The following is a 24407-nucleotide window of genomic DNA, read 5'->3' as shown; positions in this document are numbered from 1 at the left end:
GTGAGTAGAACCGCACCGATATTGTTAAGTTTTTATGCGCTGTCCAATGGCAAGTCGATGATGGCTATCGGGCAGCTTACTTATTCATCGCTACGCGATTTCAGTTTTAAAAATTACGGCCGAAGAAAAACGTTTCGTTCTATACTGGCTTTATACCGTACACGCTTTTTTGACCATGAAGCAATAGAGCTGGTATTTGATAAGGGCACCTATAAAACCATTACGGATGAAGCAGGTTCTTTCTTTCTGGAAGTGAACGATGCATCCAATATTCACGAACTTAAATCGATCAGGCTCATAAACGGACAATCTGTAGAAGTTGTAGAAGGATTATATACACCTGCAGTCCACACCGTACAGTCGGCCGAAATAATTGTATCGGATATTGATGACACACTGCTTCATTCGCACATCTCCAATAAGCTTTTAAAGTTCAGAACACTGCTGTTTACTTCAGTGGAGAAGCGCAAAGCTGTAAAGGAGATGATGAAGGTGATACATGATTTTGCCGATACCGGAATAGAACCTTTTTATCTCTCCAACAGCGAGCAGAATTTATACCCGCTTATCTATCGTTTTTTACGGAATAATAATTTCCCAAGAGGTCCGCTTTTTCTCAAGCAGATGCGGCACCTGCGCGATGTGTTTCGAAGAAAGGATATATTGAAACGTGACATTCACAAACTCACAACGCTCGAAAAATTACTTCGCTTCTTTCCGGATAAGAAGTTTATTCTCATTGGCGATAATACACAGAACGATCTGAAGATATATCTGAGTACAGCACAGAAATTTCCGGAAAGCGTACGGGCTGTCATCATTCGAAAAGTAATATCGCAACCGCTGGATAAAATTCTTTTCAATGAAGCTGCTGACAAATTCAAAACATTAGGCATCAGCTTTTTTTACGACAAATCTTTCCCGCACGGATTTGAATTGCGAAGTGTAGTGCAGTCTCAGCTATAGAGATATATCAATCGCAGACTTTATTTAGCATCCTCGTCTGGCAACATTTCAATGGTGTGGATGAGTACTTTTTTTGCTATAGCTTGTCCGGTTTTTGTAGCGGCCAATCCACCCAGTGCTGTTTCTTTATAGCGAGTCTCCATGCTTGATCCGATTTCACCCATTGCTTCAATCACTTCATCTACCGGTATAACGCTGCTCACATTGGCTAATGCAATTTGTGCTGAACTGTTCGCTATCGCTGCAGCACTCGCGTTGCGCACCACACAAGGCACTTCGACCAGGCCGGCAACCGGGTCGCACACCAGTCCTAACATACACTGTACTGTTATAGCCACCGCATTAAAGATCTGGTTCGTATCACCTCCCAGGCAATATACTATAGCACCAGAACCCATCGCTGCAGCTGTTCCGGTCTCGGCCTGGCATCCGCCTACAGCTCCGGCAATGGATGCACGCTGCTCCATAATCAAAGCTATACCAGCTGCAATAAGCATGGCCTCCAGAATTTTCTTGTCTTCGATCTGGTGAATCTCTTGTAATGTATAGAGTACACCGGGCATTATACCACTGGCCCCGGCCGTAGGGGCGGCAACAATACGGCCCATGCACGAGTTAACTTCTTTGGCAGCCAGCGCTCGCGAAATAAGCTGTTGAAATTCTTTTGATAGTACAGGTGTCGGGTAATTATATACTTTCTTCGCACCGTTGTTAATCATACCCGAACGCGAAGTCATATCTTCTTCAAGTCCCGTGCGCACGGCATCTTTCATTACCTGCCACGCCTGCGCTAAACCATCCAGTGTCTCCTGTTCACTTCTTCCTTTTTGGGTGTGCTCATACTCCAGCACAATTTGATGCAGCGACATGTTATGTTCGTTGCTATAGTTTTTCCAGCTTTCAAAAGATTCAAATAGAAAAGCCATACCAGGTGTAGTTTGTTTTCGAAAGTACGGTGTTTACAAGGGGCTTAGCAAGTTGTATTGTGTATCTAAAACGATTTAGCGGAATAATCGGTTCAAAAATGTAAGCGGTATACGCGCGATCAAAACTTATGATTATACTTGAAGTGAAATGAAAAAGTATTTCCTGATTGGTTTGCTATGGATAAGCCCTGTAGCCTTTGCGCAGGAGCAAAACTTCTGGCAGGTGTTGGCGCAGGTTGGGTTTGAAAATAAAAAAGACAAGAATGGATACGATGTTGAAGTGCCGGTGTTCAGTAAACATCTTAAAACTTTTCATGGAAAGAAGATCCGCTTGAAAGGGTATATCATTCCGTTGGAGGAGATGGGAGGACAGGGTAAATTTATGCTGTCATCTTTACCGTTTAATCTTTGTTATTTCTGCGGTGCTGCCGGGCCTGAAACTGTTGTGGAGGTTGATGCTGTTGATAAAGTAAAATTTACCACGAAACAGATTGTGATGGAGGGAACACTTATTCTTAATGATAAAGACCCGAATCATCACATGTATTTGCTGAAGTCTGCAATTTTGATCTAAACTATATATGCGCTTATTTCTATCCTTCCTTTTAATGATCGGAACTTCCGGTCATGTGTTTTCGCAGTCGTCAGACGAGTCTTCTATCAGACAGATATATAATGAAGAACTTGCGCGCGGCAAAAGTTACCAGATGCTCGAGTATCTCACCACGCACATTGGTGCGCGCCTCAGCGGTTCACCCGGAGCTGCCGCTGCCGTAGAGTGGGGACGACATGAGTTGGATAATTTTGCTGACTCTGTTTTTCTTCAGCCGGTTATGGTACCACACTGGGTTCGCGGACAAAAAGAAGTTGGGCGCGTAATCAATTCTAAAAAGCGTGGCGTTGTTGAAATGAATGTATGTGCTTTAGGTATGTCGGTTGGTACAGGACCTGCCGGTGTAACAGGAAGTATTGTTGAAGTAAAGTCGTTTGATGAACTGAAACAACTCGGCGAAAAAAATGTGAAGGGTAAAATAGTATTCTTCAACCGCCCGATGGATCCAACGAAGTTCAATACGTTCGAAGCGTATGGTGGTGCCGTTGAGCAGCGCGCACTCGGTCCGTCTGAAGCAGCCAAGTATGGTGCGGTAGGTGTAATTGTTCGTTCGATGGGATTGAACCAGGAAGATTATCCGCATACCGGTGGATTGCGCTATACACCAAATATAGCAAAGCTTCCCGCGATAGCGATCAGCACAAAACATGCCGACCTCCTGAGCAAAATATTGAAGGATGAAAAAGATATACAGTTCTACTTTGAGACACATTGCGAAACTTTGCCGGATGCACCGTCATTCAATGTGGTGGCGGAACTTGTAGGCTCTGAATTTCCCAATGAGATTATAGTAGTAGGCGGTCATCTCGATTCGTGGGATCTTGCACAAGGTGCTCACGATGATGGAGCGGGCTGTGTACAGTCGATGGAAGTACTACGACTTTTTAAAATGATCGGCTATAAACCGAAACGCACCATACGCGTGGTGTTGTTTATGAATGAAGAAAATGGTTTACGTGGCGGACTTGAGTACGCACGCCAGGCAGAGCTCAAAAAAGAAAAACATATAGCTGCACTTGAGTCGGATGACGGTGGCTTTACACCGCGCGGTTTTACCATGACTGCGTCAGAAGCAGTGCGTAGTAAAATTAAAGGCTGGAAACCGTTGCTGGAGCCTTATGGCTTATATGATTTTTCGCATGAAGGTGGAGGTGCAGATATAGGTCCGCTGCAAGCGCAAGGTGTACCGATCATCGGATTTTTACCTGACTCACAACGTTATTTTGATTATCACCACACGCAGGAAGATACCATCGACAAAGTAAGCAAACGCGAACTTGAACTGGGTGCCGCTTCCATGGCTTCGCTGATATACCTGATTGATAAATATGGTTTGTAGTTGCTGCGCAGGTATATACGCAGTGCCGATTTAATAGAAAGTAAAAATCCTCACGCTAATCTTATAGGTTCGTGAGGATTTTTTATTTGATGTCGTTTACTGAAATATATGTTGGTTGAGTAGAGTGACTACGTAATCATATCTGCTACAATCTTCCATACACCATTTTCCTTTTTCCAGATGCGAAGGTAGTTCGCATTGCCGGTCTTCTGTCGCCCCGCATCCTGCTTCACTATATTTACCGTGCCATAGGTAAATCCCATGTCTCCGGCCGGAGATACAATTGTTTCTGCAGGCGTAAAGCTGAAAACATCTGAAGTCTTGCATACTTCTTCCACAGATGTTGATGGAAATTTATTCTGTCTGAAGAATCTTATTTCAGCAGAAGCGTGATGTGTATATGCTTTCAATATATCCGTTGGAGATTCTTTTATAAAGCTATCCTCAATGGCTGTCAATTCATCTTTAAAACTTTTGGCAGCAGGCTTTGATGGCTGCGAGGGTATATTTGAAGTTGTTACCGTGTGTCCATCGACAGCATACGTTTCATGACTGATCCCTGCATCGATTAAAATTTTCCATTTGCCGTCAGCTTGTTTTCTCCAAACGGTTATATACTCACCAAAGGCCGTTGGAGTCTCTTTTTTATTCTTGCTATAGCTCCACGGTCCTGTGGTATACCCGAAGTCTCCCGATGTTGAAATGTCGGCATATACCGGTTGCCAGTATAGCCAATCAGTGCCCGGCTGTAATTTTTCCCAGAAGGGTTTCGCTTTGGTTATACCAGGCGAGAAAGATATAGACTCGTCAATGAGGTTGGCGAGAAAAGCATCGCGGGTATTTTTCTCTTTGGCCATCCGGGCGAATGCACGCTCGGCATCTACCAGCGATTGTAAATCCTTGTTCGAAAATTCTTGTGCTTGTGCCAGAAAGAAGGTAAAGATCGTTACTGAAAGTGAGAGGAGTTTTTTCATAACGCTTTGTCTTAAGTTGATTTTTATAATCCTACTTCTCCGAGTATCACGGCATTCTCGAGAATATAGATCATCTGGTCAGGATTGCGATCGTTCAGCATCAGTGTGCCTTGTATCTCAATAGGCTTCTCGGTATAGGTTACAGCTTTTGTTGTGAATACTTCCACAACAGTCTCCGGACCGCCAACACCGCAGAAGAAACATGCATTCAATGGGAGCGATGATAACATGAAGTGGTTGCCTTTAATACCGTTCTCAAACGGAACCATATAGCCTGGCAGTGTAACCTTTTTTCCATTCAGCGCTTTTACAGCATCTGTAAATATAGGTTTATCCACATCGCCCAGTCTGTCTTGTGTTTTTTCGAACTTGATGTTGTATAGCTTGGGCCACACCAGTGAAGGGAAACCTTTATAGGTGCTTGTCTTTTGGCTGAAGGCGGATAACGCGATTCCGCTGAAGACAAGTATTACGAAGAAAGTCTTGTATAATGTTCCTGATAATTTCATAGGTCTGCAATTACATCGCACGAATGTCTTCTAAGTCCAACTGCGATCAATACTCAATAAATATACAACGAGAAAACTGTGCCATGTTTATCGTTACACAGTGCGTTGATTTAAAACGAAAAAGTCCCTTTTGCAGATTTACAAAAGGGACTTTTTATTGGGATTCAATTACGCTGTAACTGACTCTTCTTTTGACGTATATTCTTCTATCGGTAAGCAACTGCAAACCAGGTTGCGGTCACCATACGCATTGTCTACACGACTTACGCTTGGCCAGAATTTAGCTTCGCGCACAAATGGAAGTGGATAAGCAGCTTTACTTCTGCTGTACGGTCTTGTCCACTCATCGGCAGTAATTACAGCGGCTGTGTGAGGAGCAAGTTTCAGTACGTTCTGCTCTTTGTCAGCTTTACCTTCTTCTACTTCGCGAATCTCGTTGCGTATCTCGATGAGCGCATCCACAAAGCGATCGAGTTCTTCCTTCGGCTCGCTTTCCGTTGGCTCGATCATTAATGTACCGGCTACCGGGAATGAAACCGTAGGAGCGTGGAAACCATAGTCCATCAAACGCTTCGCTATATCTTCTACTTCTATACCTGCTTTCTTGAAATCGCGGCAGTCTACGATCATCTCGTGTGCACAACGTCCGTTGGTGCCGGTATATAGAATCTTGAAGTGACCTTCCAGGCGATTCTTTATATAGTTAGCATTGAGTATAGCATACTTCGTAGCGTTGGTCAGACCATCGCCACCCATCATTGCGATATAGGCGTATGATATCGTTAATATACTGGCACTGCCCCAAGGTGCTGCTGATACCGCGTGGATTGCTTTATCGCCACCAGTCTTTACAACGGCATGGCCAGGCAAATATGGTTTCAACTTATCGTTGCAGCAGATAGGACCCATGCCAGGGCCACCACCACCGTGTGGTATACAGAATGTTTTGTGCAGGTTCAGGTGACAAACATCGGCACCGATCGTTGCTGGTGAAGTAAGTCCAACCTGTGCGTTCATGTTGGCACCATCCATATATACCAGACCGCCATTCTTGTGAATGGTTTCGCAGATCTCCATGATCGACTCCTCAAACACACCGTGTGTAGAAGGATATGTTACCATGAGACATGAAAGTTTATCTTTATACTGTTCTGCTTTTGCTTTCAGATCAGCAACATCAATTTTACCTTCTTCGTCAGATTTCACTACAACTACATCCATTCCTGCCATTACAGCACTCGCAGGGTTTGTTCCGTGTGCAGAAGCCGGGATCAATGATATAGTTCTGTGTCCTTCGTTACGATCTTCGTGGTATGCACGAATCACCATCAAGCCTGCATACTCACCTTGAGCACCACTGTTTGGTTGAAGTGATACACCCGTGAAGCCTGTAATTTCTTTTAACCAGTTTTCGAGGTTGGTAGTAAGTTCTGCATAACCCTGTGCCTGATCAGCCGGAGCGAATGGATGTATATTTCCAAACTCAGGCCATGTTACCGGAATCATCTCAGCGGTAGCATTCAGTTTCATAGTACATGATCCCAGGGAGATCATCGAGTGTACCATGGAGAGATCTTTATTCTCGAGGCGCTTGATATAGCGCAGCATCTCGTGCTCAGAGTGGTGCGTATTGAAAACAGGATGCGTGAGGAACGTTGACTTACGGATGAGTGCAGCCGGCCAGCCAATAGCTTGTCCGTTGAAAGTAATGCTGGCTGCTTTTTTATTTTCCGCTGCTGCAAATATTTCGAGAATGTTCTTTACATCTTCGGTTGATGTTGTCTCATCCAGCGATATACCAACGTGGTTATCGGCATAGTAACGGAAGTTGATTTCGCGTTTTACAGCTTCCCGTTCAATAGCCTTCTTGTCGCCTACAGCAATCTTTAAAGTATCAAAGTAATTTTCATTTACTTGTTTAAAGCCAAGTGTCTTCAATCCAGAGTCGAGTGATTTGGCAAGCGCGTGGATACGACCTGCTATTTTTTTCAAACCTTCTGCACCATGATATACAGCGTACATACCGGCCATTACTGAAAGAAGAACCTGTGCGGTACAGATGTTTGAAGTTGCTTTCTCTCTGCGGATGTGTTGCTCGCGTGTCTGCAAGGCCATGCGATATCCCGGATTTCCGGAAGCATCGATGGATGCACCTATAATTCTTCCCGGCATCTGGCGTTTAAAGTCATCCTTCGTAGCGAAGAATGCAGCGTGAGGTCCGCCAAAACCCATCGGTACACCAAAGCGTTGTGATGATCCTACAACAACATCAGCTCCCATTTCTCCAGGCGATTTCATGAGTACCAGGCTCATCAGGTCTGCGGCCATCACCGTATATACATCTTTCTCGTGTGCAGAAGCATTGAATGATGTATAGTCTTTTACTTCACCATTACCGTTCGGGTTCTGAACAAATACAGCAAAGAGATTGGCATCAGAAAGATCAAGAGTATTAATATCACCTACTACGAGTTCTACGCCAATCGGTGTAGCACGTGTTGTTAGTAAATCTATAGTTTGAGGAAACGCGTTCTGATCAACAAAGAATTTATGTGCATTCTTTTTCGAAGCCTTGCGTGAAGCATAGAGCAGGTGCATGGCTTCAGCTGCAGCGGTGCCTTCGTCAAGCAACGATGCATTCGCGATCTGCATGCCGGTAAGATCAATGATCATGGTTTGATAATTGATCAGCGCTTCCAAACGTCCTTGTGCTATTTCTGCCTGGTACGGAGTATAGGCTGTATACCATCCCGGGTTTTCAAGAATGTTACGCAAGATTACGCCCGGTGTTATCGTGTTATAATATCCTGTACCAATAAATGATTTATAAACTTTGTTTTTGGAAGCAAGTTTTTTGAACTCCTGGAGGAACTGATATTCTGACTGAGCCGCAGGAAGATTCAAAGGTTTTTTTAGCCGGATAGCCGAAGGTATGGTTTGTCCGATCAGTTCATCGATCGATTTCGCCTTGATGACTTTCAACATTTCTTCAGTCTGGTGCGCATCCGGGCCAATGTGTCTGCCTTCAAATTTTTCGGTGTACTGGGAGTCAATATTCATTTTACGTGTTGATTTTCAGTTTACTAGGTTAATGAGCTATGAGCCTGAGTTATTGGCGCACAAAGGTAATATTTCGTTATGTAGTCCGGAAGCAGGGAAGTCCGGAAGTCAGGAAGTAAATCCATAAATATTTTAAGCGGCAGTATTTTATTTCCGGAACTTTTCGTTAACGCTTTGACTCTCGGTCTTCCGATTTCCGGTCTTTTGATCTTTCCAACTTTTTACTTTTCAACACCCGGTCTTTCAATGTTCGGTATTTCGTCTTAACAAAATCCTCTTCATATTGCCGGGATAATTCAAACTCATTAGACCATGAAGAAACTTATTTGCATGGCGCTGGTGCTCTTTACTGCCAGTCGTCTGCTTGCTCAGGATCAGGTCGCCAAAAAATATGGTGATCAGATTACTCCTGCTGATCTCAAAGAAAACTTATCCATTCTTGCTTCCGATGCTATGGAAGGTCGCGAGACCGGAAAGCGTGGACAAAAAATGGCTGCTGCTTTTGTTAAGGCAAATCTCGAAGACTTCGGCCTGACAGCTCCTGTAAACGGAGGATACTATCAGCCGGTAGAACTTTATACCAGTGTACCAGGCGACATCTATATCAAAGCCGGACAAAATAAATTTTTAAACTTCCAGGATGTAGCTTTCTACGGCTCGTCTGATTCCGGTGGAGAAATTTCATTGCCGGTTGTATTTGCCGGTAAAGGTCGTAAAGAAGATTTCGACCAGGTAAATGTTGAAGGCAAAGCGGTGATATTACAGTTGGGAGCTGAAGAGAATTTCCGCGGGCCTATCTCGATCGCGCGTGAACGCAAAGCAAAATTGATATTGGTATATCATGATGATGCGAATGCATTCAAAGAATTAGTGGGACAGCTTAAAGACTATATGGGCAACGGCATTATGTCGTTGAAGAAGCCTGAGCCTGTTGCGCAGAATGCAGGTGTGTTCTTTGTATCGCCTGATGTAGCAACCAAAGTGTTGAATACAACCAGTGATAAACTTGCCAAAGCTATTACTGGTAACAGTCTCAAGAAAGTCAAGGCTGGTACTATCGCCTATAAAACTGCTATGGATGTTAGAGTTTTAAAGAGCGACAACGTGATGGGTTATCTGGAAGGAACTGATAAGAAAGATGAACTGCTGGTGATTTCAGCACACTACGATCACATCGGTAAACTTAGCGGAACAGAAGGAGATCTGATAAACAATGGTGCTGACGATGACGGTTCAGGGACTGTATCAGTATTGCAACTCGCAAAAGTTTTTGCTCAGGCAAAGAAAGAAGGTAAAGGACCAAGAAGAAGTATACTCTTCCTGTTGGTGACGGGTGAAGAAAAAGGTTTGCTCGGCTCAGACTATTATACGCAACACCCTGTGTTTCCATTGGAAAAAACTGTAGTCGATCTGAATATTGATATGGTTGGTCGCAGAGATCCTCAGCATAAAGACAGTGCTCCATATGTATATGTTATCGGCTCTGATAAGTTATCAACCGAGTTGCATAACCTGAATGAGAACACAAACAAGACGTATACGAACCTCATATTTGATTACACGTACAATGATCAGAACCATCCTGACAGACTATATTACCGCTCTGACCACTGGAACTTCGCGAAGAATAATATTCCTATCGTATTCTACTTCGATGGTATACATGAAGATTATCACAAGCCGAGCGATGAAGTAAGCAAGATTGAATTTGATCTGCTCGCAAGACGTGCACAATGTGTATTTTATACTGCGTGGGAAATTGCCAATCGCGAAACACGCATTCAGGCGGATAAGAAGTAATGAAATATATACTTTGTATGTAATAGAAAAGCGGGTTATGAACCCGCTTTTCTTATTATTATTAAAATGAAATGATAAAGTATATCTAATCCAGTGGAACGTTTACGTGGCGTTCAGCATGATAGCTTGAACGAACCAACGGACCAGACTCTACATATTTCAATCCGCGCTTCAATCCTTCTTCCTTATACATTTCGAACGTATCGGGGTGTATAAACTCGGCAACTTCCAAATGCATTTTGGTAGGCTGTAAATATTGACCAAGCGTAAGGATCATTAACCCGTTTGCAGCAAGGTCATCCATCGCTTTGAATACTTCTTCCTTGGTTTCACCTAAGCCCAGCATGATACCAGTCTTGGTGCGCATACCTGCTTCGCGAATTCTTTTTATTTGTTCGAGGCTTCGTTCATATTTAGCCTGCGGGCGAACCATGCGATAAAGTCTGCCAACGGTTTCCATATTGTGCGAAACAACTTCCTGCTTGCCTTCGATCATCCGATAGAGTGCATCCCAGTTTCCTTTTGTGTCGGGTATAAGCGTTTCGATGGTTGTTTCAGGACTTACCTTTTTAGTTTCTACAACGGTTTGGTACCAGATCTCGGCACCACGGTCTTTCAATTCATCACGGTTTACAGAAGTAATAACAGCGTGTTTAACGCCCATCAGTTTGATTGCTTCCGCTACTCGCTTGGGCTCTTCCACGTCATATTCAGTAGGTCTTCCGGTTGCTACGGCACAAAATGTACAACTGCGCGTACATACATTTCCGAGAATCATAAACGTAGCTGTACCTGCTCCCCAGCATTCTCCCATGTTCGGGCAATTACCGCTTTCACAAATCGTATGAAGTTTATAATTGTCAACCAGCTTCCGCACTTTAGCATATTCTGGCCCCACCGGTAATTTTACACGCAACCAGTCTGGTTTACGTTTGCGGGTCTCTTCCTGCGATATGACGGGTAATTCGATCATGAGATGAATAGTTAAGCGTTATCGGTTATCCGCAAGTTGTATCTCCAGGTAACCGATAACATTTAACGGATATTACTTTCCAATAAGTTCCTTGTATTGTGCTGCTGAGAGAAGTTCGTCAGTTGAGCCGGTGATCTGTAATTTGATCATCCAGCCATCACCGTACGGATCTTCGTTTACTTTTTCAGGGCTGCCATCCAGTATAGAGTTAACTTCCAATACTTTACCTGCAATCGGCATATATAGGTCTGATACCGTTTTTACAGCTTCTACTGTTCCGAAAATATCATGCGCGGCAACATCCTGACCTACCGTAGTAATATCAACATAAACGATATCGCCCAGTTCGCTTTGAGCAAAATCGGTAATGCCCACGATGGCTGTATTGCCGTCAATTTTAATCCATTCGTGATCTTTCGTGTACTTCAGTCCTTCCGGGATGTTCATGATGCGTTAAAGTTTTTAGGTGCGGGCAAAAATAAGCAAAGTTTATAGGTTCCAAAACGGATTCAGGATGCAAGATTAAGCCAGCCTATTGGCTGACTTGAATATTTCCTGCATCCTGAATAGTTTTTTATTGTGCCAAGCTGAATCGCACCTGGGCACCAAAGCGTGTGGTTGCTCGGCGGAATGAGTTGGATACCATCGGTTCGTTGATGGTGCGCTCAAAGTATAACTGTATGTTCAGCTTCTGGTTTACGACATAGCTGATGTTGGGGCGAAGCTGGAAGTTGATGTTACCGTTCGTAACAATGTTCAGCTCTTCAATCTTCCGTTGAATAGTTTTAGTGTTGGCCACCGTAACGTTCATGCGGAATGTAACATCGTTCTTCAATACAACCGTGCGGCCTTGTGATTTGAACGGAAGCTTCATGTTGTTCTTCGTATAGCCCAATTCAAAGGAAAAATCTTTACTGTTCAATTCGGTGATCTGTGCATTTGAAATGTTCAGTGCTAGATCCCGTTTTGTTTTATACTGAATGTTGGCAGACAATCTTCCCTTCGTGCGCATATTTACTCCGATAAGCGGAGAGAACTGCTCGGAGATCATCACCTGGCTGATGACAAATACCGGTACAAATTCATTGTCAACAGAAGATTTTCTTCCGTAGTAATTGATGTTATAGTCTGTAAACGGACGATCAATAGCAAGCCTGTTTATATCATCCGGATTGCTGTAATCCAGTGAGTTTGAAAAATTCAATACGGAATAAGAAGATTGATATGCATGCGAAAGTGTTACAGATTGGAAAACTTCTTTCAGAGCATTCAATTTATTCAACCCGGTATAATCAACACGCCAGTTTGGAAGCGGTGTTTTCGGGAAAGGAGATAAACTTGTTTTACTTACGTCAGCACCGGTATAGGCTGCTATAAATGCCGGTATAATTACATCCTGTGATGTGCGCGCATATTCATTTCCAGGGTTAGCAGCATCGAACTTTGCTTTCATCTGATCGAGGTTTTGCTCGAACTGTTTAAACACAGCAGACTCTACATCGTTGTTACTGCCATCAAAAGCTGTCTTTATACTAATCGTTGATATACGATAACTGCCGCTTCTGCTTGGACTCAAGTCATAATAGAATACATCATCACCTGGCAGTGTATCCCGATAGATGGACTGGAACGAATTGGTGATCTCCTTCTTGATGTCTAATTGAATTTTGAAATCTGTAGAAGGCTCAACATTGGCGCGAATGTTTATTGTTTCGTTTCTGATCTGGGCGAATGGTACCGATAGTTCTGAGTTTGCTGTCAGCCATCCGTTCTCTGCGGCCTTCTTCCGGATGTCAGGATTCTGACTTCCCAGTACAAAGCCCCATCCTGGAGCTTCCCAATCACTATCCATTCCGAAGAACTTCGGAGTTTTATTGAAGCCCGGAAGTATAGTTCCTTCTGTTATCGAGTATGTTCCATTGATTGATCGAACAGACATCAGCATACGTAACAATCCTTTTACAACGCCTGGTATTTCAGCTGGAGTTTTAGTCTTTGTTGTATCCGCTTTCTGCTGTTGTTGTGGTCGTGCCTGCTGCGCACGTTGTGATGCTGTTAAAGGCTTCTTCGGTGTGTTGAGTTCCTTTAAGAACTTGATCTTGTTATAGAGTCTTACAAGATCAATCTTACCAGAGAAGTTCTGATCACGGCTGTTCTGTATTGTATTTTTGAAATCATAAGCATCATCAATATCGCCTGATATATTTAATGAATCCGGATGGTTTATAGGCCCCGCCTTCCAGTTGTAGTTAACCTGGTAGCGGTAGTCTGCGCCCAGCCAATCCGTTGCAGGTATCTTGTCAAGCGGCAAAGTATAGTTTACCGTGATGCTCTGATCGAAGTTTTTCATCCGGCCAAAGCGCTTCAGGTTATGCCATACACTGTCTTTCTTTTGTTCTGTATCAAGATCTCCTTCTGGCTCATCGATAATGGCGTTGGCACGAGAGTTATACTCTACCGATAAATTCTTCGACAAGTTCCAGCGAACGTTATACTGTCTGTCGAAAGTAAAGTACTTCATATAGTTTGCCGGTGACGAAATGAAGCCTCCTACACCATCCGGGTTCCGGTATACATTTTTTGAGAATGAGCGGTTAAGATCCAGTCGTACACCAATACTACTTGGCATCAGGCTAAAATTGAAATCTTTTATAGGCTTTAACCACGGTGATGATAATCCTTTAGAATTCTTGAAAGGCTCAATACCGGTTGCTTTCGGATTATAGGTATAGGCTATCGATCCTTTTTGTTGTTTTTGGAATGCTTCCTGTGTGTTGAAGTTTTTGCGTATGCGATCGGCATACGAATAACTGAAAGAGAAATTCTCGATGTCCCATATATGCGTAGGAGCATCCGGTTTAACTTTCGTTTTGCGTACGTTTACAAAGTTGAGACTTCGCCCAACCGTTTGGTCTCGTACAATGTTGAGATAGTTGGCGCGCTGTTCCTCATTAAAGGATTGCAGCGCGGCATCCAGTTTTAAGTCGGGGTTGGCAGGATCGTATAGCGGAGTAATGGTTGTCTTCTCATAACTCACGAACATCGGAATTTTTATACCCGTATTGCCGGGTAGAAGTTTATCCACATTTACATTGGCAGATACATCATATCCGGTTGTCTCTTCGCGCGTGCGTTCAAATATTTTTGAGCTTACTCCTCCAAAACCAAAACTGGTGTGTCGTACAGCTCCTGTAATAGTCGCGAAGTCTGCAAGCTTGGCACTGAGTGTTGCATTGGCCGCCCACCCCGGAGTTCGGTTGAAATCCGTAACACGCATTTCGTTGGCCCATATACATACCGGGAAAGATCGTTTATCGTCCGAGCGAGGGTTTCGTACACCAATCATAATGGATTGTACGCTGGTAAGATCCGGTCTGCCGAAGATTCGGATTTTATGTCTTCCAACTTCTCTTCCTGCAATCGGGTAGAATTGGTTCATTGAAATATTCTCGCGATCACGATCGGCTTTCAATCTATAGAGTTCATCCAGGGCAAGATCTATTTCATTTTCTTCCGGCCACACCGCGCGCTCACGATCACCGGATATAGGTGTTGACGTTATCTTCAACGGAATTTCGATCTCATAGAAGTTAGAGTCAAGGTCTTTACCAAGGCGCAGGAACACGCGAAGCTCATCATCAATAGCTATATCACTGTGTCCGTGGAAATACATTTTGATACGGCCGTAGTTGAAGAGGTCAACCGACATGTTTTTATACATCGCGCGGGCATCGCCATCTTTTACATCATCAGCACAAAGCTGCGCAGATTGTTCGTTCAACTGACGTGATACAGAAGATGTAACATCACGATCGCGCACAACGCCCGGAGGTATAACATACGGAGGCTTGTTTTCATTCCCGTAGCCGTTCTCTTCCAGGTTTACTACAGACACCATAAAGTCGTCTTGCGTTTCTTCATAGTCAGGTACTAAACCACCTTCCTGCAGGTTGCTGGTATATCTTCTCCAGCGGCTACCTACCATGCGGAAGTTTGCCATACGTAATACGATAGGATCTTTAAATCCTGTCATTAACATACGTACATACTTGATCGATTTGAAACCTTCTATATTTCCATATTGACGTTCCGGAACTCTTACCGGTATACGGAATAAATACCATGTAACACTTTCTTTGGAGTTGTTATTCGTTGTTGTGATCTCATCAACAATATACTCTCTGCCGATGCGCAATTGTCCCGGCAACAGATTCATATCATACTCATAATATTCTTCCAGTTCGCTCAGAGTATTATCAGCATTCAAATCTTCATTGTCAGGAATAGTTGTAGCGGCCTGTGCAATCAGATCACTTCCGGAAATGATAGGAGAGTTACCATCAAGTCCGTTAAAATCTTTATAGCGCTGAAGTATTTTTGCGTTCAATCCATCATACTCCGTATCGAAATAATAGCGGAAGTTATCGGCAGATGGATCGCTTGAAACACGTTCGCGCTCTGCAGCAGGTATACCCGGACTGTTAACGAAGCTTTGGAATTTAGCAGCTTCCTCGGTGGTAGACAAACCATCCAACCCTACATCCTGGTTGATACGTGAGTTCGGATCATTATCAAATGAACTGGTAAGATATTGTTGTGTTGTAACGTATCCCCATTGATTCTCAGATACTGCACCCGTTACTTTATCTCCATTGGGAGGAAGTCCGTTTTCAAATGCATGTCTTCCATCCAGCATGATATCTTCAGATACACTTCCCAATTGGAATACAAGCTTACCACCGGAGGCACGTTTCGGAATGCCTGTACCATCGTCAATAGCACCGTTGTTCGTTTGAATAAACGGATCGAGCATCCAGAACTCTATATATTCAATGTTTGCTTTATCAAAGTCAACTTCTGTACGAATAGCCGATGTTATACCTGCCCAGTTGTTGGTAGGATTATTAGTGAAGTTGGTGAGATCAGGATTATAGTTATACGGGCCGCGTTCTTTCGGATAGTACGCCAGATCAAAAATCTGTTCATAAAATATACCTTGATTCAGCTGTCTGTTCGGAAAAATTTCCTGCGGACCTACAGGTCGCACATAGTGATTCTTCAAATCATCATCTGTGATGTTGTCAGGTTTGAAGCGTCCGCCCGAGCGATAGAACTGGTTGTCGACTGAATACCACGCAAGCTTGGCGCGTTTATACCCAGACTCAACACTTGTCTTGTCGCGTATACCCACACCGTATATATTGTTAGGAGTTTCAGGTGTTGTGGCCAGCTTCCAGCTTTGTGGATTCATCAACGTATAGGGTGTTGCTGAATTTTCGAAATCGTCAATATAGGCTGTGCCTTCTCCGTCAATAACGTTGGATGTTCCCGGTAGTAGCTGCGCAAATTCACCCGTGATATTTACCGTAGATTGCTCTTTGGTTTGCAGAAACGGAATTGCATCTACAATCTTCGTAAGCATGCGGCTCTTCTTATTTACATTGAAATCAAAACCATACTGCATGTTACGCGCGGGCTCGGTACCAATCTGGTTACGACTGATGATGGGGCGCTCGTTATAGTATAGGAATGTTGAGCCGAGGTTTACATCTTCATTGAGCTTGTAATCTAAACGTGTACCCAATAAACTCCGCGTCTGGAAAGCAAAGGGGTCTGACTGCTCGTATTGTACTTCTATATTTTTACCGGAGCTGAGTATAGCATCATTCAGGATTGTTACTTTACCAAATGTATAGTCTACTACATAGTCTGTGCCTTCATTCAGTGGTATACCGCCCGCAAAAAGTTTTACAGAACCTTGTGATACACCAAAACCCGGAATAAGAATTTCTTTGGATGAGCCTGCACTATACGTTCCCATCAGGTAGAATTTATTCTTGGTAGCGAATAGCTCCGCATCGGCTTTGGTAGTGTGATATAGTGTATCGTACGAGTATTTCTGAATCAGGAATTGTTCGTTGGGTTCATTCCGGAACGATCGGCGAAGCCCTTCACCGAATGGCTCGAGAAATGGAAAGATGATGGCACCGGTTTGTGTATTGACCGTAATGTTATCAACGAAGTCGAAGTTTCCATCGCGCCCGGGGTCGTTCACGGGGTTGAGTCGGTCGAGTCCGAAAATTTCAATCAATTGTTTCTCGCGCAGCGTAGACGATCCATCCTGCAACTGCGGATTGTTTACACCACTGCGTGCATCGCGATAAACGATACGAAGTTGAAATCCTTCGCGCGTGAGCTGACTTACATTCAGGTTATAAATGTTCTTCATCATCAGATCCCACGTAGGAATGATCTTCTTGAACTGATCGCGTATAGCAACCTTGCGTGGGCGCAGAAGTTTCAGGAAGATCACATCTTCATCGCGAAGACTTCCATAGTCTTCGGTCATTTCACCAACTTTATAGGCTCTGCCGTTGTAGGTATATTCATAAGCTACCGCCAATACTTCGTCATTCTGAAGCTTGCGCGTAAGTGTTACATAGCCTAACTGTGGATGGAACGTGAATTCAGTTTGCGCTAATTTTCGCGCACCGGTAATTTTTTCAAAGTCTGTTCCATTAACAAGACCACGTCCTTCCAACGTTGTATTTATTCCGTCCGGGTTACGGGCAGCCGCATCAAAAGCAAGTAGTTCACGAAGTCTGTTCGCTGTGTTTACATTGGGTGTATTGGTGCTGGATGTAGGATTTCCGTTAGCCGCTGTATTGTATATTCTCCGTGCCTCCCCAAGGTCCATCAAACCTACTGCGTTGCGAAGTGTCTGCGTATCGTTGTTTCGGTTCAGCACATATACTTCAACACGAGTGATATTTACGTTCGAGATGATCTGCGGAAGGTTGGCGATGGATCGTTCATAATTTTCGCGGAAGAAATGCCCGAGAAAAAAGTGACGGTTATCATCGTAGTTCGATGCTATGATTTCGAAAGGTCTGCCTTGTCCGCTGGAACCCGCGCCACCCCCTATATCTATAGAGGAAGCTTTACCGCGTTGAGTTGTTGCAATGGTAGTAACATTTAATTTACCGAATTGCATCTGTGCTTTTATACCGAACAGGTTTTGCGCACCCTGTATCAACGTGTTGTTAAGCGGAAGACTTACGTTACCAATCTCCAGCTTCTGCAGAATATCTTCCTTGAAACCGGTATATTCTACTTTCATATTATTCTGAAAGTCGAACGAGTTGTTGTTATCGAAGTTGGCGGTAACGGCAAGCTTCTCACCAATCTTACCGACAACGCTCATGTTTATCTGCTGGTCGAATTCAAAGCCACCGTTGCGTTGCTGGCGTATCGGCAATGTCGGGTTAAACATTCGCTGGAACGAAGCACCGAAGTCGAGCGTAACAAAACCGCGTGGAACAAGTTCTATATAGCTTCCTCCAAAGATGCGGTCTAACACCGGACTCAAAAATATCTTGGGTACAAAGCCGCGGCCACTTACTGGGCTCTCTCCATCCTGTGCTTTGGCACGTCCTTTCCAGTAACTCTTTAATATCTGTCGATCCTGGTATTGCTTGAACTCTTCAAACGACATGCTGGATGTCGGGCGATAGTTCAGATCACCGATCTTCTCATATATAGTATAATTGAGTGCGGTATCAATCTCAACGTCCAGCTTCATCTGGTTGGGATCCTTGAGATATAGTGGAGATTCGGTCTGTCGATTGGAGAATGGATCTCCATAGCGATCCGAAGGTTGATAAGTGGGGTGTTTGTTAGAACGATACGGAACACTGGTGGTGTCAGAGTTTACGCGCGTGGTGTCCTGCCGTTGAGCAAATGCTTCATCGGTCAACGCAGTAAAGCTAAGCCATGCAATGATGAGGCGGCCAAGCTTGAGGGTAACGTGGGGTCGTAGAGTAAAGACTCTCAAACTCTAGGCGTTTTTTAGGGCTTGTTTAACTAAATCTTCTAAGGTAATGGTATTTCCTGATTTTTTCAGGACGGTATCAACACTTTTCTCGGCCGCTGCTTTGGGCAGGCCGAGCGTAAGCAAAGCTGATAACGCCTCCTTACGTAAAGTATTGTGAGGGCCTACAGATATAGAAGGCTGGCTGTCTTCCCAGCTTTCTTTTTTTAATTTATCCTTTAATTCTATAATGACCCGTTGTGCGGTTTTCCCTCCGATGCCTTTTATACTTTGAAGCGCAGCGGCATTCTCATGTACTATAGCTGACTTCAGCTCCTGGCTGTTCATGTAGGAGAGCATCACGATAGCAGTACTTGGTCCAACACCGTTAACAGATATAAGCTGTTGAAAAAGTTTTTTCTCGGTTTCGCTGCTAAACCCGAATAACACATGGGCATCTTCACGGATCGACAGATGCGTGTGAAGCATGATGTTTTCCTGTTCTTTAATATCCGAGAAAGTTTGTAAGGAGATATGTACCAGATAGCCTATACCATTTACATCAATTACAACGTGTGTCGGGTCGCGGTGTGCGAGCCTTCCTTTCAGGAATGCAATCATAAGATTAAAAAATAGAGGTTGTTTTGGGTTCTACAAAGAACGCAAAAGAATCGAAAAAAAAGAGTAGCCACCAAGTTGATTTAGTGTTGTGTCAGATATATAGATAGGGTTCGTTACCGGCCGGTCAGGTGGTACCTGCACTTCGTTGGTGTGAGTCGTAGAAATACTCCATTACCCGCATCTCCGGTATGCAAACGATGTAAGAAAAAATTGATTAAAATAAACCAGCGGCCTGTCTGATCAATAGGAATTATTTCTTTAACATTAGCCTAAATATTTACTGATCAAAAGGTTAACAGTATAGTATCGAACTTGGGGTTAGACACTTGTTAACTTATTGTAAACAATTTGTGGAAAGATTTAAACGTGCTTTAAAGTTTAATTCTCACGCTTCGGGTATTTTTACGCGCTCTAAAAACCATTAATCTAAATCAAATAAAAATGAGGAGAATTCTACCACTAACCTTAGCCTTGATGCTGATGGCCGTAACGGGCCTATGGGCACAGGTTACAACATCTTCCATGGCAGGGGTGATTACTGACGCCAACGGAGAACCGCTGCCAGGAGCTACTATTCAGGCAGTTCACACACCTTCAGGAACAACTTATGGAACAACAACACTGGCAGACGGCCGGTATACTTTACCGGGTATGCGTGTTGGCGGACCTTATTCAGTTAAAGTAACTTTTGTTGGCTACAAGGAGCAGACTTATGATAATATATATCTGAATCTGGGTACAAAGGCTGACTTGAATGTAAAACTTGCAGACGCAAGCACAGAACTGCAGGAAGTAACTGTAGTAGGTACCCGGAATGATATCTTCAGTTCGGATCGTACCGGTGCTGATATCTCTTACGGAAATGCAGCCATTAATAGTTTGCCAACCATCGGAAGAACGGTTAACGACATTGTAAAATATAACCCATATAGCAACGGACGTTCTTTTGCAGGACAGGATAGCCGCTTCAATAACTTTACGATTGATGGCTCTGTATTTAATAATGGTTTTGGTTTAGGAAGCTCTGCGCAAGCAGGTGGTCGTACAGGGACTGCAGCTGTATCGCTGGATGCGCTTGACGAAATTCAGTTGAACATCGCTCCGTTCGATGTTCGTCAATCAGGTTTTACCGGTGCCGGTATAAATGCCGTAACAAGATCTGGTACAAATGATGTAAATGGTTCTGTTTATTATCTCTTCAGAAATAATGACCTGACGGGTACAAAAGCTGATGGCAGAAAACTCAGCAACGTTAATATCGATGAAAAAACTTTCGGTATACGTATCGGTGGTCCGATCATCCCGAACAAACTGTTCTTCTTTATTAACGCAGAGCAATTTGAAAGCAGCACGCCAGCACTTACATGGCAGGCTAACCGCGGAACTTCTGGTGGTAACGTATCACGCGTACTCGCATCAGACCTCGAAGATCTGGGTAACTTCATGAGAACCAATTTCAATTACGACATCGGTGCGATTGATAACTTCAACAATGAACTGACCAGTAAGAAGGCCCTTATCCGCCTGGATTATAACATCAATAATCATCACAAGCTTTCGATTCGTTACTCACATCACAATTCAGAATCAGATCAGCGAATCAGCGATAGTAACAGTAGTAACACCGCTGGTTTCGGAAACCGTACCAACAGTGCACTGGCTATATCTCCACAAAACACAGGTTATATAATCCAGGACAATACACGTTCAATCGCTGCTGAATTGAACTCAACCTTCGGCAGCAAAATTGCCAACAACGTAGTTGTTACCTATAACAAGCAGATTGAAGATCGTAAGTATAAAACAGCCATGTTCCCTACCATTGAAATCTTGGATGGTGACTTAGCTACACCACAGGGAAGCGTTTATACTTCACTTGGGTTCGATCCATTTACGCCTAGTAACAAGTTGAACTACTCTACATTCAACATTACTGATAACCTCACGTACTTCCTCGGTAAACATACTTTTACACTTGGTCTTTCTTACGAGCACTTTACATCCAACAACTTGTTCTTCCCGGTGTCGAACGGTTTGTATGTATATAACTCGATCACCGATTTCAAAGCAGCAGCTTTAGCATATAAGAACGATCCTACCAATCCGGTTTCACCTGTGAACGTAGAGAAATATAACCTGCGTTATTCATTATTACCAGGTGGTGCTGAGCCGTGGCAGAAACTGAATGTAGCTACCTATAGCTTCTACATTCAGGATGAATTCCAGGTTAACGAGCAATTTAAATTAACAGCCGGTGTTCGTGGTGATATATTTGCATACGACAACGGTACGGCTACTGACTTTTACAACCCGATTGTAGGTGCCATGACTTTCAAAGATGAAGATGGTAAAGACTATAAAGTTAATACAGGTGCTTTCCCGAAATCACGCCTGCTGATATCGCCAAGAATTGGTTTTAACTATGACTTGAAAGGCGATAAGAACACACAGTTCCGCGGAGGTAGTGGTTTCTTTGTGTCACGTATACCACAAGTGCTTGTGTCTAACCAGCTTGGTAACAACGGTGTGAATACTGCCGTGATCAACGTGCAGGATGTTAACTATCCATTCAGACTTAGCCCGAGCGAACTGCCTGCAGGTATAGTTCCTACAAGCACTGATATTTCTGCATTGGCTCCGTATGTTGTTAACGCAACGGATTCGGATCTGAAGTATCCAATGATCTGGAAGACAGACATCGCTGTTGACCAGAGATTACCTTGGGGTTTGGTTGCAACCGGAGAATTTATCTACAACAAAACGTTGCAAGGTCTGCGCTATATCGATGCTAACCTCAAGGCTGCTGATCGTGACTTTACGGGGCCTGATACACGCGATCGTTTCCCTGCTTCGGGTGTTGCAAGCTCCGGTACAGGTGCTAACAATACAGTGGCTCAGGCACGTTTCTACAACCCACAGGTTTCTAACGTATTTGTGTTGAAGAACACAACAAAGGGAAGCTCCTATACGGCTACTTTCAAACTGGAGAAAACAGTTTCAAAAGGTTTTGGTGGAATGGTTGCCTATACATACGGCATGGCGAAAGACATTCAGTCTGTAGGAAGTACAGTACAAGCCAATATTCCTACCGTTGCAGGTCAGAATTACTTAGGTACATCTTATGCTGATAACGACATCCGTCACCGTATAAGCGGTTATGCTAGCTATAGATTTGAGTATGGAAACAAGATCGGAGGTTCTACAACAATCTCTCTGGGTATGGTATCAACAAGCGGTTCTAAAATCTCTTATACATACCCTACCAGTGGTGGTGCTAACGATCTGAACGGTGATGGTCAGAACAACGATCTGTTGTATGTGCCTAACCGCGCTTCTGATCTTCTGTTTGCGCCTATCGCTGCTTCAAGCACATTTGCCGGTGCAACAGCTGAAGAACAGCAAGCTGCCTTCGATGCGTACATCGAAGGAAATGATTACCTGAAGACTCGCAGAGGTCAGTATGCAGAAAGAAACGGTGGTTACTTCCCTTGGTTAACAAGATTCGATTTAACTGTTGTTCAGGAATTCACTGTGAAAGTTGGAGCAAAAGAAAAAAGAAACACAATTCAACTTCGTGCAGATATACTTAACGTTGGTAACCTGATCAACGATAAGTGGGGAGTAAGCTATCAGGCTACTACTACTGCTCCGTTGAGCATAGCGAGCATCAATGCACAAGGTCAGCCGGTATATCGTTTGGCTACACAAACACAATCGGATGGTAGTGTAACATTACTGAAAGATTCTTTCATCAAGAGTGCTACGATCGATAACGTATGGCAGATGCAGTTAGGTATCCGCTATATCTTCGGAAACTAATTCTTCGTAAATGTTTCATATGGAAAGAGGCTCTTCGGAGCCTTTTTCTTTTTATAGGAATTAAGTATAAAGTGATTTGCGGAATGAAGTATATGATCAGAGTAATAAGTATAGCATTGCTATGTATAGCTGCGATGCCGGTTTTTAGTCAAAGCGAGCATGATGCATTGCTCATTTGCGGGCATCGTGGAGGATTTTATAATCTGTTGCCGGAGAACTCGCTGACTGCTATTCGATATACCGTTGGTAATTGTGCATTAAAGCCTGTTGTGGTGGAAGTGGATGTGCGTAAAAGCAAGGATGGCACCTTGTATATTTTGCACGATGAGGCAGTTGATAGGACAACGAACGGAAATGGAAATATCACCACGCTGACAGACGCCTATATTAATTCGCTGAAATTAAAAACTTCATCAGGGATGCTCACGGACGAATCGGTACCAGCGTTTCGTGATGTGCTTATGTATGCCAAAAGCAATAACGTTGTGCTAATGCTCGATGTGAAAGATGATATATGGAAGGATGTAATTAGTCTTGTGGATGAATATGACATGGCGAGGAAATGTATTGCACTTACCTTTAACCCGGCAGTTACTGCAAAAGTATATAGCTTGTCGAACGTTATAGCTATATCTTTTCTTGCGAAAGATGTTGAGTCGTGGAATGTCATACAAAAAATAAATATACCACACGATAACCTGGTGGCGTATGTGACTTCAGCCACGGATGTGTCACTTATTAATATTATACATCAGCTTAAAATAAGCATCATAGCCGATGCCAGCGAGTCCATGCGTAATAAAGCAATGCTATATAGCGTTGAATTTTATCGTTCTATGATTCAAAAGATGAAATTGAATATTTTGATAACTGATTTTCCTGTAGAGGTTTCGAAATTACTACAGCAAAAATAGTTTGTGTTGATATACCTATATATGTGATGCTGTGTATTTGCGTCTAGCCATGCCGTTGTAAGTCATTTTTTTAATGTGACCGG

General features: G+C 43.5%; 14 protein-coding genes. 6 read left to right on the top strand and 8 right to left on the bottom strand.

The annotated features are described in order from the left end of the window. The gene (locus ACFQ21_RS14875) at positions 1 to 966 is read left to right on the top strand and encodes a phosphatase domain-containing protein (RefSeq protein WP_377580055.1); all 966 of its coding nucleotides are present in this window, start codon (positions 1 to 3) and stop codon (positions 964 to 966) included. A 20-nt stretch (positions 967 to 986) separates the two neighbouring features. Here ACFQ21_RS14875 and sdaAA read toward each other — a convergent pair whose 3' ends face one another. Continuing rightward, complete coding sequence (sdaAA, locus tag ACFQ21_RS14870; protein WP_377580054.1) at positions 987 to 1892, bottom strand: L-serine ammonia-lyase, iron-sulfur-dependent, subunit alpha; 906 nt, start codon at positions 1890 to 1892, stop codon at positions 987 to 989. A gap of 148 nt (positions 1893 to 2040) precedes the next feature. Between sdaAA and ACFQ21_RS14865 the strand changes: the two genes are divergently transcribed. Together ACFQ21_RS14865 and ACFQ21_RS14860 are read left to right on the top strand one after the other, a co-directional pair. After that, entirely contained in the window at positions 2041 to 2466 is a 426-nt protein-coding gene (locus ACFQ21_RS14865) for a hypothetical protein (RefSeq protein ID WP_377580053.1), read from the top strand. 7 nt (positions 2467 to 2473) lie between these two features. After that, positions 2474 to 3844 carry a M28 family peptidase gene (locus ACFQ21_RS14860; protein ID WP_377580052.1) on the top strand — a complete coding sequence of 457 codons (1371 nt, stop codon included), beginning with the start codon at positions 2474 to 2476 and terminating at the stop codon, positions 3842 to 3844. 128 nt (positions 3845 to 3972) lie between these two features. Here the strand turns inward: ACFQ21_RS14860 and ACFQ21_RS14855 are convergent, their stop codons facing one another. The 3 genes from ACFQ21_RS14855 to gcvP all read right to left on the bottom strand — a co-directional run bounded on the left by ACFQ21_RS14855 (position 3973) and on the right by gcvP (position 8387). After that, positions 3973 to 4818, bottom strand: a complete 846-nt coding sequence (locus ACFQ21_RS14855) for a DUF4440 domain-containing protein (RefSeq protein ID WP_377580051.1) — start codon at positions 4816 to 4818, stop codon at positions 3973 to 3975. 23 nt (positions 4819 to 4841) lie between these two features. Further along, a complete protein-coding gene (locus ACFQ21_RS14850; protein ID WP_377580049.1) occupies positions 4842 to 5327 on the bottom strand; it encodes a DUF3299 domain-containing protein in 486 nt (161 codons plus the stop codon). A gap of 168 nt (positions 5328 to 5495) precedes the next feature. Further along, a complete protein-coding gene (gcvP, locus tag ACFQ21_RS14845; RefSeq protein ID WP_377580048.1) occupies positions 5496 to 8387 on the bottom strand; it encodes an aminomethyl-transferring glycine dehydrogenase in 2892 nt (963 codons plus the stop codon). 312 nt (positions 8388 to 8699) lie between these two features. Here gcvP and ACFQ21_RS14840 point away from each other — a divergent pair, with 312 nt between their 5' ends. Further along, complete coding sequence (locus ACFQ21_RS14840) at positions 8700 to 10187, top strand: M28 family peptidase (protein WP_377580047.1); 1488 nt, start codon at positions 8700 to 8702, stop codon at positions 10185 to 10187. An 85-nt stretch (positions 10188 to 10272) separates the two neighbouring features. On the opposite strand, the gene lipA is transcribed toward ACFQ21_RS14840, so the two are convergent. From lipA to ruvA, 4 genes are all read right to left on the bottom strand, one after another. Continuing rightward, positions 10273 to 11160, bottom strand: a complete 888-nt coding sequence (gene lipA, locus ACFQ21_RS14835; RefSeq protein WP_377580046.1) for a lipoyl synthase — start codon at positions 11158 to 11160, stop codon at positions 10273 to 10275. Positions 11161 to 11232: 72 nt separating this feature from the next. Next, positions 11233 to 11607 carry a glycine cleavage system protein GcvH gene (gene gcvH / locus ACFQ21_RS14830; protein ID WP_377580045.1) on the bottom strand — a complete coding sequence of 125 codons (375 nt, stop codon included), beginning with the start codon at positions 11605 to 11607 and terminating at the stop codon, positions 11233 to 11235. A 127-nt stretch (positions 11608 to 11734) separates the two neighbouring features. After that, positions 11735 to 18994, bottom strand: a complete 7260-nt coding sequence (gene sov, locus ACFQ21_RS14825; RefSeq protein ID WP_377580044.1) for a T9SS outer membrane translocon Sov/SprA — start codon at positions 18992 to 18994, stop codon at positions 11735 to 11737. Positions 18995 to 18997: 3 nt separating this feature from the next. Beyond that, positions 18998 to 19591 (bottom strand): Holliday junction branch migration protein RuvA, encoded by a 594-nt coding sequence (gene ruvA, locus ACFQ21_RS14820; RefSeq protein WP_377580043.1) that lies wholly within the window; start codon positions 19589 to 19591, stop codon positions 18998 to 19000. 441 nt (positions 19592 to 20032) lie between these two features. Between ruvA and ACFQ21_RS14815 the strand changes: the two genes are divergently transcribed. Beyond that, the gene (locus tag ACFQ21_RS14815; protein WP_377580042.1) at positions 20033 to 23410 is read left to right on the top strand and encodes a TonB-dependent receptor; all 3378 of its coding nucleotides are present in this window, start codon (positions 20033 to 20035) and stop codon (positions 23408 to 23410) included. A 92-nt stretch (positions 23411 to 23502) separates the two neighbouring features. Beyond that, positions 23503 to 24324 (top strand): glycerophosphodiester phosphodiesterase family protein, encoded by an 822-nt coding sequence (locus tag ACFQ21_RS14810; RefSeq protein ID WP_377580041.1) that lies wholly within the window; start codon positions 23503 to 23505, stop codon positions 24322 to 24324. Positions 24325 to 24407 lie beyond the last annotated feature (83 nt).

This window comes from Ohtaekwangia kribbensis, from assembly GCF_042676245.1.
GTDB lineage: Bacteria > Bacteroidota > Bacteroidia > Cytophagales > Cyclobacteriaceae > Ohtaekwangia > Ohtaekwangia kribbensis.
This window is presented reverse-complemented; position numbering and strand designations above follow the sequence as displayed.

What these genes read in the sequence shown, in the direction of transcription:
- sdaAA (WP_377580054.1), bottom strand. Translation starts at nt 1,892, where the DNA reads ATGGCTTTTCTATTTGAATCTTTTGAAAGCTGGAAAAACTATAGCAAC.
- ACFQ21_RS14865 (WP_377580053.1), top strand. Translation starts at nt 2,041, where the DNA reads ATGAAAAAGTATTTCCTGATTGGTTTGCTATGGATAAGCCCTGTAGCC.
- ACFQ21_RS14860 (WP_377580052.1), top strand. Translation starts at nt 2,474, where the DNA reads ATGCGCTTATTTCTATCCTTCCTTTTAATGATCGGAACTTCCGGTCAT.
- ACFQ21_RS14855 (WP_377580051.1), bottom strand. Translation starts at nt 4,818, where the DNA reads ATGAAAAAACTCCTCTCACTTTCAGTAACGATCTTTACCTTCTTTCTG.
- ACFQ21_RS14850 (WP_377580049.1), bottom strand. Translation starts at nt 5,327, where the DNA reads ATGAAATTATCAGGAACATTATACAAGACTTTCTTCGTAATACTTGTC.
- gcvP (WP_377580048.1), bottom strand. Translation starts at nt 8,387, where the DNA reads ATGAATATTGACTCCCAGTACACCGAAAAATTTGAAGGCAGACACATT.
- ACFQ21_RS14840 (WP_377580047.1), top strand. Translation starts at nt 8,700, where the DNA reads ATGAAGAAACTTATTTGCATGGCGCTGGTGCTCTTTACTGCCAGTCGT.
- lipA (WP_377580046.1), bottom strand. Translation starts at nt 11,160, where the DNA reads ATGATCGAATTACCCGTCATATCGCAGGAAGAGACCCGCAAACGTAAA.
- gcvH (WP_377580045.1), bottom strand. Translation starts at nt 11,607, where the DNA reads ATGAACATCCCGGAAGGACTGAAGTACACGAAAGATCACGAATGGATT.
- ruvA (WP_377580043.1), bottom strand. Translation starts at nt 19,591, where the DNA reads ATGATTGCATTCCTGAAAGGAAGGCTCGCACACCGCGACCCGACACAC.
- ACFQ21_RS14815 (WP_377580042.1), top strand. Translation starts at nt 20,033, where the DNA reads ATGAGGAGAATTCTACCACTAACCTTAGCCTTGATGCTGATGGCCGTA.
- ACFQ21_RS14810 (WP_377580041.1), top strand. Translation starts at nt 23,503, where the DNA reads ATGATCAGAGTAATAAGTATAGCATTGCTATGTATAGCTGCGATGCCG.